Annotated in this window: 9 protein-coding genes; 3 read left to right on the top strand and 6 right to left on the bottom strand. The window is 35.8% G+C overall.

Annotation, left to right across the window (positions count from 1 at the left end):
* Nucleotides 1–137 precede the first annotated feature (137 nt).
* Nucleotides 138–4,415, top strand: coding sequence for an AAA domain-containing protein (locus BC781_RS17885; protein ID WP_109620358.1), 4,278 nt, complete (start codon nt 138–140; stop codon nt 4,413–4,415).
* Between the two features lie 80 nt (nt 4,416–4,495).
* Here BC781_RS17885 and BC781_RS17880 read toward each other — a convergent pair whose 3' ends face one another.
* From BC781_RS17880 to BC781_RS17865, 4 genes are all read right to left on the bottom strand, one after another.
* Nucleotides 4,496–5,485 (bottom strand): quinone oxidoreductase family protein, encoded by a 990-nt coding sequence (locus BC781_RS17880; protein WP_109620356.1) that lies wholly within the window; start codon nt 5,483–5,485, stop codon nt 4,496–4,498.
* A 128-nt stretch (nt 5,486–5,613) separates the two neighbouring features.
* On the bottom strand, nt 5,614–6,543 hold the full coding sequence (locus tag BC781_RS17875) for a helix-turn-helix domain-containing protein (protein ID WP_109620354.1): 930 nt from the start codon (nt 6,541–6,543) through the stop codon (nt 5,614–5,616).
* 54 nt (nt 6,544–6,597) lie between these two features.
* On the bottom strand, nt 6,598–6,960 hold the full coding sequence (locus BC781_RS17870; RefSeq protein ID WP_109620352.1) for a hypothetical protein: 363 nt from the start codon (nt 6,958–6,960) through the stop codon (nt 6,598–6,600).
* Between the two features lie 70 nt (nt 6,961–7,030).
* Complete coding sequence (locus tag BC781_RS17865; RefSeq protein WP_158281517.1) at nt 7,031–7,972, bottom strand: alpha/beta hydrolase; 942 nt, start codon at nt 7,970–7,972, stop codon at nt 7,031–7,033.
* Between the two features lie 254 nt (nt 7,973–8,226).
* Here BC781_RS17865 and BC781_RS17860 point away from each other — a divergent pair, with 254 nt between their 5' ends.
* Nucleotides 8,227–9,798, top strand: a complete 1,572-nt coding sequence (locus tag BC781_RS17860; RefSeq protein WP_109620348.1) for a PepSY-associated TM helix domain-containing protein — start codon at nt 8,227–8,229, stop codon at nt 9,796–9,798.
* Between the two features lie 59 nt (nt 9,799–9,857).
* Here the strand turns inward: BC781_RS17860 and BC781_RS17855 are convergent, their stop codons facing one another.
* Both BC781_RS17855 and pepE read right to left on the bottom strand, forming a co-directional pair.
* Nucleotides 9,858–10,112 carry a hypothetical protein gene (locus BC781_RS17855; RefSeq protein WP_109620346.1) on the bottom strand — a complete coding sequence of 85 codons (255 nt, stop codon included), beginning with the start codon at nt 10,110–10,112 and terminating at the stop codon, nt 9,858–9,860.
* 14 nt (nt 10,113–10,126) lie between these two features.
* Nucleotides 10,127–10,831, bottom strand: coding sequence for a dipeptidase PepE (gene pepE / locus BC781_RS17850; protein WP_109620344.1), 705 nt, complete (start codon nt 10,829–10,831; stop codon nt 10,127–10,129).
* 162 nt (nt 10,832–10,993) lie between these two features.
* Between pepE and BC781_RS17845 the strand changes: the two genes are divergently transcribed.
* Nucleotides 10,994–12,208, top strand: a complete 1,215-nt coding sequence (locus BC781_RS17845) for a serine hydrolase domain-containing protein (RefSeq protein WP_109620342.1) — start codon at nt 10,994–10,996, stop codon at nt 12,206–12,208.
* Nucleotides 12,209–12,375 lie beyond the last annotated feature (167 nt).

Here is a 12,375-nt window from a genome sequence, read left to right as displayed (position 1 = left end):
TATTTTACCTATACTCCTTTCGTCATAACTCAATCCATAACTGTGAAGCTGCAAAGTCAAATTTGTAGCTTTTTCATTTGTCAAATAGCTTGTTTGTTATATTTGTATTCCAAATATCTATAAAAAGGAAGAGAAGTATGGCAGAGCACCCTAAGGCAGTAGAGTTTTTTAAAGGGATTCAAGACATTCACAAAGATGATAGACTAAGTGAAGATCAGAAGTTTATAAAGCTTAAGAGTCTGACAGAACTTATCACAAAAGAACTTACAAGTGAAGAAACTCTTCATTTCTCGACCTTATTTGCCAGAATTTCATTTATCGGAAACAAGTATAGACTTCCTCGAAAATTAATTTGGCGACTTCATAAATTCAGAATTACTGAGCAAAAAGTACGTAAAGAGCATTACAGGCCTTCAAATGAAGAATACTTATTTGCAATTTGGACAATAGCTCAGACCATCCATTTAATTTATGAGGCGAGTATTCCAGAAGAAATAGAGGAACTGAAGCCTACCTCATCTCCTTACATTGAAACAGCCTATGAAGTTGAAGACAGAATTGATTATATCCGTATGGAAGTCATCGGGTTTGATCATGAACTGAAAATACTTCAATGCGATACAGATGACAGCCTTTCCATTGAACCGATCAAAGTCAAATATGGCATTCCAAATGTTAACTATGGCTATGAGCCTTCTATTCTAAAACTTTGGGTTGGTGCTCAACTCAATTTAATTGATACCTATATCGATCATGATGGCTTTTTCATACCAAAACACTTCATTCTTGAGCCAGACTATCTAATTGATGTAACCGCAGTTGCAGAAAGTAGACAGAAAACGCAATTTCTTCCTAAACTTCATTTATTAAAAAAGTTCTCAATTAGTAGCACTTCTGCGGCCATGCATTTGGGTAATGTAGCCAACTTTTTCCTAGATGAATTGCTTCAAGAAGACGTAGATGATCCAATTGTTTTTGAAGAAACACTAAAAAAGACCTTCCAAAACTATCCTTTAGCATACACTTGTATTGATGACCTTCAGAGTAAAGATGAACTGAAAAAGTTTATTGAGAAAGCTAAACTCCACTTCGGAAATATTAGAAGAGTCGTAAGACAAGACTTGAAATCAAACAACATCGATTCGACAAACTGTTATATAGAGCCTTCGTTCTTCTCTGAAAAATACGGCTTACAAGGTCGTCTAGATTTACTGCATTTTAGTGAAAAAAAAGACCATTTCGACATTATAGAATTGAAAAGTGGTTCTAGCCCTCAGATGGGAATGTGGGGAGAAAGCATGTGGTCAAATCATCAGATTCAAGCCAACTTATACCGCATGATGCTGGAAAGTGCGTTTGGTGTAGATAGTCAGCAGATTAACCCTGCCATTTTCTACTCTTCCGCTCCCGAATCTAACCTCAGATTTGCAGCCATTGCTCAAACATTAGAAAGAGAAATTCTTAATGCTCGAAATATGATTGTGCATTTTGAGTTTGAACTGGCTAGAGCGACTTCAAATCTTGAAATCTTGAAATTATTGAATGGAATAAATAACCGACAGTTACTTGGTTTACCTCCTTTCACACAACAAGATGTTCAGATTTTTGAAGACACAATAAGAGATTTAAATCCGACAGAAAAAGCCTACCTCCTCACCTACACAGGCTTTATTGCTAGAGAACATTTACTTGCAAAAGTTGGAGATACCGAATTCAGACAGGGGCTTGCATCTATTTGGCTAGACGATTTCGAGTCTAAAGCAGAGAACTTCAGCATCTTTTTCGATCTTGAAATCATAGAAAATAAAGCTGATGCAGAAAATCCATTCATCAGATTTAAACGTACAAACCCACTCAATGATTTTGTCAACTTCAGAGAGGGAGATATCGGTATTCTGTACCCTAAGAATAATGATAATGACACGGCTCTTAATAATCAGATTTTCAAGTGTACTATTTCATCAATTACGAAAGATGAAATACTGATCAGATTCAGATATAAACAGCGAAATACTGCATTTTTCACAGAATACACCAAATGGGCAATTGAACATGATTTTATGGATCAAGGAGTTTCTTCTATGTATAAAAGTCTGTTTTCTTTCTTGAAAAATACGCCAAATTCAAGAAAACAAACACTTTTAGGAATTGCTCCACCTGTCCAAAATCCTTTAGCAGAGTTTGAGTCTGATGATGTCCTCAATGAAGAAGAAAGAAGAATCTTAGGAAAAGCTTTAGCATGTGAAGATTACTTCCTTATTGTTGGCCCTCCAGGAACTGGGAAAACCTCTAGGATGCTGAAAAACTTGACTGCAAACCTTCACAAAGACCCCGAAAGAAATATTCTACTCATGGCGTATACCAATCGTGCCGTAGATGAAATCTGTGAATCGGTAGATGAAGCCATTTCTAAAACCGTAGATGGAAAACGTAAATTTATTCGAATCAGCTCAGAGTTTTCTACTTCTCCGCAATGGCGAGATAGTTTGCTGGATAAAGTTGCTTCTGAAGCGACTACACGCAAAGAGCTGAAAAGTAAGATTGAACCTTACCGTATTTTTATCGGGACGGTTGCGTCTATCACGGGAAAGCAAGATATCTTCAAATTAAAAGATTTTGATATCGCACTTATCGATGAGGCATCTCAAATCTTGGAACCACAGATCATTGGTCTTTTGCCAAAAATCAAACGATTTGTGATGATTGGCGACCAAAAACAGCTTCCTGCCATTGTACAACAAGAATCGAAAGAATCAGCTACTGAAGAAAAGGTTTTACATGACATTGGTCTTCAGAACTGTAGAAATTCATACTTCGAGCGTATCTTCAATCAGTGTAAATTAAATGGATGGGATTGGGCATTTGACATGCTGACACATCAAGGTAGAATGCACGAATATATTTCTGTTTTTGCCAATCAATCTTTCTATGACAATAGGCTAACAACGGTTCCACTACCTTGGCAGAGTGCTCCTTTTGATATAAAATCAGGAGGTGAAAATGAGTTTGAAAATATCTTAGCTTCAAATCGACTATTGTTTATTCCTTCGGGAGAAAATCAAGATCGAAAATCGGACAAAGTACATTCTGAGGAAGCGAAAAGATGTGTAGAAATTGTAAAGGCGACAGAAGCACTTTATAAGAAAAATAACAAGCCTTTCAATCCTGCAAAGGTGATTGGGATAATTACTCCTTATCGTAATCAGATTGCATTAATCCGTCATGAACTCGAAAAAGCAGACATTGAATATGTAGATCAAATCACAATTGACACTGTAGAAAGATACCAAGGAAGTCAGCGTGAAGTGATCATCATGTCATTCTGTGTAAACACCATTTTCCAAGTAGAAAACTTGATGTCTTTGACCGATGACGGGCTTGTAGACAGGAAATTGAATGTTGCAATCACTCGTGCTCGTCAGCAAATGATTTTCTTAGGAAACGAAGAATTACTTTCTAAAGAACCGATTTTCTTCCGTCTTATTGAATGGGTAAAATCATGTAAAGGTTATATTTCTTCGAACCCTGTTCTTGACACTTTAAATGCCATTCCCGATGAGACATTTGAAAATATCTACAGAACAGAAGTTACAAGTGTTCTTAAAAATGATCCTCGAACAACTAATAGCTTAATTCTTGGAGAAAATAATCACTACCTCAGAAACATCATCATAGAATACGGAATCACTGATTTCTCAAATGAATTTAAGCATAGTGCGCAAAGCTTGAATACCGACAACACAAGCTTTAGTCCAAGAGATAAAGTATTGTTATACGCATCTCTTAAAATGAAAAAGCGTTATTACGCATCAAGATATGTGTTCAATTCCGAAAGACACATTATTGAATCTTTTGCAAAAACTCATCATAATCGTATCTGCTTCTTCGATTTTGGTGCAGGTCCGATGACTGCAGGACTTAGTTTCTTCCAAGAATTTAAAAACTTGGAGAAAAACTTCATTGCGAATTTCATTGGGGTAGAACGAGCTGAAGAAATGAGAAATCTAGCAAAAGTCTTTAGTTCTGAAATCATCAGCAAGCAATCGTATATTCAGAATGAAGCACTTATAAAAGACTTAAATTGGAAGTATCTAGGAGATTGCTTCAACCAATCTCATCTTGTGATTTTCAATTTCTCATATATTTTTAATTCATTGAATTTGTCCGATGCACTGCGTTGGGCTGAAAGGATTGAGCAAATTGTAAAGCACTATCATCAGAATGAATATTTATTGATCTTCCAAACGGCAGCAACTGAAAAACACCATTACAATTACCGATTCTTCAGAGACAAACTGAAAGTCCTCACTCGTCTTCATTCTTCGGGTAATAGAATTATCCGATCGGAGTCCAAACTTTACCAAGATGATTATGACCAACAAGAAGAAGTTTATTATGAAGTTTGGACACAGTAAATCTAAAATTCAATTTAGATAAAGAAAAGCCACTTCAAGTCTAAACACTAATGAAGTAGCTTTTGTCATTTATAAAATTCTTAATCATTTGTCAGAAGTAATTTTCCTTTTACGAGACCTTTTTCAAGTTTCTGATGGGCTTCTTTTACATTACTCAAAAGCATTGTTTCATAAATCGGATTTATCTTTCCTTCATCAAGCCATTGATAAAGTTCTTTCAATCCTTTGTCTACTTTTTCATAATCATTGAAATAGGTCGCATATATTTCTGAGAATGAAATAGACGGAGCTTTACTAAAATATTTCACAGACTCTTCCATTAGGTTAAAATCACTCATTCCTCCTATAAAACCGAAAATGACGATATGTCCTAAGGGAGCCAACAACTCCAAATCATTCTTAACACTATTCCCTGCCACAGGGTTAAAAACATAATCAATGCTATTTTCACCTACGGCTACTTTAAGCTCTTCTTTCCAATTTTCTTGGGTAGTATTGAAAGCGTAATCTGCCCCTAACGAAAGTGCATTTTGTAACTTAGTATCTCTTCTTTCCAATGCTACGATTTTCAAATCTAGTAACTTTGCAATCTGAATCAGTGCTGTTCCAACGCCTCCCGATGCAGCATAGATCAAGGCTGTTTTCCCAGCTTTTACTTGTGCCACATTTTTGAGCATATGGTAGGCTGTAAAATAATTGACAGGCAATACGGCTGCAGCCATTAAATCTGCCTCAGAACTTAGAACAACAAGCTTACCTGCATCTACCAAAGCATATTCGGCATAAGTAGACGAACCAATCACTCCTAAAAATGCTACCTTATCTCCTTTTTTAAGAATGCTATCATTTGGATCTTCCACGACACCTGAACCTTCTACTCCAGGAATAAAAGGTAGTTCGGGAGCCATTCCCGGAGGCATATTCCCCTCACGTAAAACGGTATCAATAAAATTAACAGGCGCAGCATGTATTTTTACCAAAACTTGCCCTTGAGCAGGGATTGGCTTTTCTACATCTGTAAAATTTAGGACTTCTACCCCTCCGTTCTTTGTGATTTGTACTGCTTTCATACCAATCGATTATATCTGACAAAATTCATCTATCAGATAACATCAAAAAAGGAAAAATAATACCCCTCTACCCGATTCAAAAAATAATGCTTCAAGACGCTCGGTTAGATGAAAAAATATTAACAAACTCAATTGGCACTAGTACTCTCTATATAAGCTTTCGGACTCATTCCTGTTTTCTTCTTAAAAAGTCTTGAGAAATACTGAGGATACTCAAACCCTAATTTATAAGCAGTAGATGAAATTGATGCCTCGGGAGCTAAAAGTAAATTCTTAGCTTCTTCAATCAAGAAAAGGTTGATCTGATCTACTGCTGTTTTACCTGTTTCAGCCTTGATCGTATCACTCATATACCGATGACTAACTCCTAATTTATCAGCAAACCATTCAACACTTGGTATTCCTTTTTCTTCTAATTGATTGGTGGCAAAATACGTTTCTAGAATGGTCGTAAACCTTGTAAAAAGATCTTGATTAATCTCTTTTCTATCTAAAAACTGACGCTTATAAAAACGGTCTGAATATTTCAATAAAGTATCTAGATGAGAAAGTATTATTTCTTTACTAAACTCATCTTGGTTATTATGATACTCTGCTTCAATATTCTTGAAAATAGTTTTTAGAGTCTTTTCTTCCTTTGGAGAAAGATGAAGCGCTTCATTTACATTATAATTGAAGAAATTGTATTTTTTGATTTTTTCAAACAGTTCATAACCATTCAAGTAATCTTTATGGAAAACAATATGGTAAGCTTCAGAACTAAAGACCATATTCTTGAAAACCATTGTCTGATTTGGTGCTGTAAATAAAAGAGTTCCTTTACTTCCATCATATTTGGTACGCCCATAGACCAACTCTCCAGAAATGATATTTTTCAGACTGATGCTATAAAACTGATTGGTCAAACTTACTGTTTCGTTTAAACCATCAGTTTCACAGTCATTCGTTTCACCTTCCTTTAGTTTGGTATGACTCACACTGAATAAAGGATTTTCGGGCTCTGCCTCTCCCATATATTCATGTAATTCTGCTATATTTTTAAAAATGAGATTTTTCATTTTGACGCTTTCATGTAATTTCCGACAGGAACAGTATCTCCAATTATTTCAATTCTACAACTTCGGAACAAGCTCTGTTGTAGAAGCCCCATGTTTTGATCTATCATAAGTCAATCGCATTAACCAATACACGATATTCATTTTCTTGAAATATGCTTTATTGACTTTCGGATTCACTTCATCTAAATCTTTTGGTACTACCCCATCAACATTAAAAATCTTATCTCCGATCTTCATAGCTCCATCAGAATTCTCTAAAAAAGCTTCTCGCCAACTCCTTTTCCCAAATTTGTACTGACGGACAAAAAACCTTCCTTCTGCTTCAACAATCGAGATATCGATAAAACGATGATCTCCACCTCTGATTTGATGCGTCCATCGAGAATTTACCAATTTTGCTATTTCTTGTGTATCCATTTTATTGTTCCCAATTATAAATTATAATAGAGTGAGGATTAATTAGAATATCCTCACCCTAAATCAAAAATTAATACTTTCCGAAGAATTCAACCATTTTCTCTACAGCTCTATCCACATCTTTATCGATGTCATAAAGACTAACGTGAGATGCATCTGGTATTTCAAAAAGTTCTTTTGGTTCACTACAAGCATCATAAAACATTGTGGTCAATGGTGCTGTATCAGCCATTGCTTTTTCACCATAAATACCAAGATATGGCGTATTTAGATTTGGCGCATAAGCCGTTGCATTAGCCAAAGGTGCTTGCTCCATCAAAAAAGCTGGAGCCATATGTGTATAATTTGGGTAAGTTTGCGTACCAGCACGTTCTGTCATGTAGTAATCATAACCTTCTCCATACGCACCTTCTGGAAGTTTATTTGGATCAACCGCATTCATATTAAGCGCATCGTAATAATCTACTTCACCTGACTCATATGCTTTCTGACGTGCTTCATTTGCCATATTAAACATAGCATTCAATTGTTCTTTAGTCATCACTCCAAAATACGAAGCTTGATTATTCATCATACCACTTACAGTTGCGATCGCTTTCAAACGCTTATCGGTTGTTGCTACGATAGGCATATACCCCCCACTTGCACAAGCACCATATCCGTAAAGTTTTTCTCTGTCCACACAAGCCAAAGTTCTGATGTATGAGATAGAATCACGGATACTTTCAATTTTAGTAAATGGATTTTCGTAGTTACGAACATCGCCTTCGCTATCTCCGTAACCTAAATGATCAAAGCTTAAAAAGATGTAGCCTTTGTCTGCAAACTTCTGACCGTACAAAGCGCCCATTTGCTCTTTGACTTGATTGAAAGGTCCCGAAAAAACAACCGTTGGGTACTTTTTACTCGCATCAAAATTGGACGGAGTGAAAATCAAGCCTGCGAGACTTACGCCTTGACTTTTAAATCTTACTTCGTTTTTCCCAGCATTAATTTCTGTAGTATTTTTCATTGTGTTCATGTTTAAGTGCTTCTTTTTCGATTTTTGCTATTGCAAAGTTCGCTCAAACAGAGTGCTTACCACTTAAACATTTTGGTAGATAAAGTATACATTTTAGTTTCTCTACAAAACTCACTTTGAAGAAGACATACTAACCCATATTTAAATACAAATAAAACTTAACCAACCACTTAAAATAAAAGACTTAAACATCTTTTATTATACATTTACCATAAATGGATCACAAACCAATTCTTTGTTTGTAAATGAGAAATTTCTTTTCGCCTATCCCTAAACGGACATATAAACTAGCCAAATCATGGCATAAATACATCGGACTTGCGCTATCTCTCTTTCTGATTTGGATGAGTATTTCGGGTGTTATTCTTAACCACCCCGATTGGTTTGCGAATTTTAGTGTATCCAAAAATCTAGTTCCAGATGAATATCATCCATATAATTGGAACAGAGGAGCTGTAGTTGATGCAGAATTCATAGGAGAAGACACGCTATTCTTTGCTGGAAAACAAGGGATTTGGAGATCTATAGATAGAGGAAAATCTTTTATTTCAGAAAAAGAAAATGGATTTACAGACTCAAGATATTTTCAGAAAACAAATGATATCTGTCTGCTGAAAGAAAACAAACAAATAGTAGCTGCTACTTATGGCGGAATTTGGTTACTGGATTTAGAAAACAATCATTGGCAACAGGCTGACCTTGGGAATTATACAAACGATCAATTTGTCAAAATTATAAATAGAGGAAATGAGTTATTAGCTTTTTCTAAGTCAGGAGTTTATAAAAGCAGTATTCAATCACCTCTCCTATTTGAAGAAGTTGAATTGAGAAGAAACAGCCGTCCGTACATGGATTTAATTATGTTTTTCTTCGCACTTCACAGTGGTTGGCTTTGGGGCTTGCCCGGAAAACTAGTTTATGACATCGCTGCTATTGTTTTAATTTTTCTTTCTGCTACAGCTCTTTACATCACTTTCAAAAAGAAAATAAATCGAAAAAATAAGCAAAATGGCAAAGTCAGTTCAAACAATAAATGGCTTGCCTTTACCATTAAAAATCACAGTAAAATTGGGCTATGGATACTCGGTTTTCTAATGATTTTTGGAGGCACAGGCTTATTTATGCGCCCTCCTCTACTCGTCGCTTTAGTAAACGGAAAAGTACCCGATAAATATATTCCATCATATATAGTCAAAAACCCTTGGTATCATTCTATCAGAAATACTTGTTATGATCCTGTAAAGGATCGAATCATCTTAGATACCACAGAAGGTTTATTTGAGGGAAAAGCTGATCTGAGTGAAGAGTTTAAGCCGATTAATTGGGATGTAAATATCTTTGTAATGGGAGCAACAGTTTTTGAGGCTAAACCCAATGAGCATTTTTGGATAGGCTCATTTTATGGGCTTTTTGATTATAAAGAAGGAAAAAAATTATCAAAAGATTTGATGATGAATACCGCAGTTCCTCTTTACCAAAGCATGGGACGACCTGCACAATATATGGTTACAGGATATTTTCAGAGACCTGACGGAGAAGAATTTGTGAGTGCACACGGACAAGGCTTAATGAACTTAGATATGTATGGAAAACAGCCTTATCAGATGCCGAAAGAAATGTATGAAGATTACCGTATGTCATTATGGAATTATATGTTTGAGCTTCACAACGGAAGACTTTTTAGTCCAATTCTTGGAAAATGGGGCATTTTATTTATCCCAATTACAGCTCTCCTATTTCTGATTTTAAATATTACGGGTACATACGAGTATATATACAGAAACAGAAAAAAGTTATTCCGCCTAAAAAAGAAGTAAAAAGAAAATCCTGTCTCTACCACTTGAGTAAAGACAGGATTTTGTTCTTCTGAGAGAAATTAAGCATTCTTGATTTCAGCAATTTTAGCTAAAACAGCATCCAAATTCTTTTGCGCTTGCTCATTTCCTTCTACATCCAATGTTTGAAGATAAGCCTCAACTTTGCCAATGATCTCTGCAATTTGCTCTGGACTCATTCCGCTTCCTTGCAAAAACATCATTGCTTGTCCGATTTGCATTGAGATTGTGTCTTCACTTTCTGCTGTCATGATCACATTTTTGATCTGAGCAGCAATCATATTTTCATCAAACATAATTTCCTTTGTTCTTAAAATTTGATTTTACTTCCTGTCGGAACCTCATAAGGTTCTTTTCCTTGCTCAAAAATACGAGCAGACAATTCACCGCACAAAGTTACATCTTCTCCCATTACTTCCAACCAACTTCCCTCACGGATACCTACCACAGGCTGATCATTGAAGAAATGAAATTCTTTAATTCTAGTTTCTCTTGTCTCTCCCATATGTTTTGAATCTGGGTTCGGATCAAGATAATGTGGATTGATATTGAAAGGAACTAGCTGTAAAGCTTTGAATGAAGGAGGGTAAACAATTGGCATATCATTGGTTGTACAAATGCTCAATCCCGTAATGTTAGAACCAGCACTTGTTCCCATATATGGCTTACCGTTTTCTACTGCATTTCTTAAGGGCTCAATCAAACCATTTTCATACAATTGCTTCAATAGCACATAGGTATTTCCACCTCCTGTAAAAAAGCCATCGGCTTCAGCTATTGCTTTTTTCGGGTTTTCAAACTCATGAATACCTTTTACTGAAAGCCCCAATTCTTCAAATTTCTTACGAGCAATCTCAGTATATTCATCATGTGAAATGCCACCTGGTCGTGCATAAGGAATAAAAACAATGTTCTTATTCTCTCCGAAGAAGTTCTTAATCTCTTCTTCCATATAACCAAGATAACCCTTTCCGTATACTGTAGATGTACTGACGATTAATAAATGCTTACTCATATTGGTTTCGTTTGTATTCGGGGTAAAACTACGAAGACATTAACAGAATCTCACTTTTTAATACCTAAAGAAAACAAACTTTAATAGAGAGAACCTTCCAGTACAAAAGTCCCTTTGTATATTTGTGTTTCGATTAGACCAACTGTAGAGATTGAAAAAGTGATGCGAAGAAATTTACTTCTCGGAATATTATCCGTGATCATAATTATAACCAGCTACTCCCATTTTACTGACGAACCAACGCAAGCTGTACTTACAGCTTCTTCTGATTCTACATATCATGAAACAGCAGGAGAAAATGTGAGTGTTGAAGATAGTATCAATGCCTTGATCGAGACATTTAACTTCGATTTGAAAGAGCATGTCATTGATTCTATATTCCAAAGAAGAGCCAAACATAATGCTTTCAATGGGGTCATTTTAGCTGCTCAGAAAGGACAAGTAATTTATGAGGAGGCCTTTGGGTGGGCAAATACAAGTAAGAAAGAAAAGATGCAGAAAGACCATGTTTTTCAGTTGGCATCTGTATCTAAGCAGTTCACGGCTGCATCTGTCATGTTGCTCAAACAAAAAGGATTATTAGCTTACGAAGATACCATTCAGCAATACATTCCGAACTTCCCCTATGAAGGTATAACTATCAGACAGTTGCTTACGCACAGGTCTGGTCTTCCGAACTATATCTATAAGGCTGAGGAATATTATCCTAAATCATACCATCATGATAGTGTGGTTTCCAATGAAGAAATCATGGAAATGCTAATCGCTGACCCTCCAAATAAATACGGACAACCTGATGGTCGCTTCTTGTACAGCAATACGGGGTATATCGTTTTGGCATCCATTGTAGAAGAAGTAAGCGGTTTACCTTTTGATGTTTTCTTAAAGAAAGAAATTTTCGAGCCTTTAGGCATGAAAAATACTTTTGCGAGATCTGTTCAAACCCCAAAAGAACAATTAGAAAAAGTTGTACAGGGTTATACGGCAAGAAGACGTCCTTATAGAGATTATTTCTTAGATACCGTAATGGGTGACAAAAGTGTTTACTCAACAGCATACGATATGTTCTTGTGGGATAAAGCCTTATTGGATGGTACAATTATTCAGAAGGATATTTTAGCAGATGCATTTGAAAAAGGAAGTCCGAAGAAAAGAGGAAAATACAATTACGGGTTTGGCTATAGATTGTATGAAACTACTGATGGCAAAACGGTAGTCTATCATACAGGATGGTGGAAAGGGTTTTCTACACTATTTGTTCATTACCCAGAATCAGAAAGTTGTTTGATCATTCTCACAAACCGTCTGAATAAATCTTACTATAATATCAATATGGTCTTAGATACTTTAGCTATTCCAGAATATCACAGAACTTAATGACCAGGACATAAGAAAATGGATATTCTATTCGAAGAGTTAACGAAGTGAGCGAGTGCAGCATCTTCGAATTAAGAAATGGGAATTAGAGTCTTCATACTCGACATTTTAGCAGATTTTTCGAATCTAAAGACTTTTGCTTTCACAGACAAATCCTTAGATCACTT

It is taken from the genome of Sediminitomix flava, from assembly GCF_003149185.1.
Classification (GTDB): Bacteria; Bacteroidota; Bacteroidia; order Cytophagales; family Flammeovirgaceae; genus Sediminitomix; species Sediminitomix flava.
The sequence above is the reverse complement of the archived record's forward strand: the minus strand, read 5'-3'. Positions and strand labels throughout refer to the sequence as shown.

Coding starts and splice junctions, on each gene's coding strand:
- BC781_RS17885 (WP_109620358.1), top strand. CDS start 138: ATGGCAGAGCACCCTAAGGCAGTAGAGTTTTTTAAAGGGATTCAAGAC.
- BC781_RS17880 (WP_109620356.1), bottom strand. CDS start 5,485: ATGAAAGCAGTACAAATCACAAAGAACGGAGGGGTAGAAGTCCTAAAT.
- BC781_RS17875 (WP_109620354.1), bottom strand. CDS start 6,543: ATGAAAAATCTCATTTTTAAAAATATAGCAGAATTACATGAATATATG.
- BC781_RS17870 (WP_109620352.1), bottom strand. CDS start 6,960: ATGGATACACAAGAAATAGCAAAATTGGTAAATTCTCGATGGACGCAT.
- BC781_RS17865 (WP_158281517.1), bottom strand. CDS start 7,972: ATGAAAAATACTACAGAAATTAATGCTGGGAAAAACGAAGTAAGATTT.
- BC781_RS17860 (WP_109620348.1), top strand. CDS start 8,227: ATGAGAAATTTCTTTTCGCCTATCCCTAAACGGACATATAAACTAGCC.
- BC781_RS17855 (WP_109620346.1), bottom strand. CDS start 10,112: ATGTTTGATGAAAATATGATTGCTGCTCAGATCAAAAATGTGATCATG.
- pepE (WP_109620344.1), bottom strand. CDS start 10,831: ATGAGTAAGCATTTATTAATCGTCAGTACATCTACAGTATACGGAAAG.
- BC781_RS17845 (WP_109620342.1), top strand. CDS start 10,994: ATGCGAAGAAATTTACTTCTCGGAATATTATCCGTGATCATAATTATA.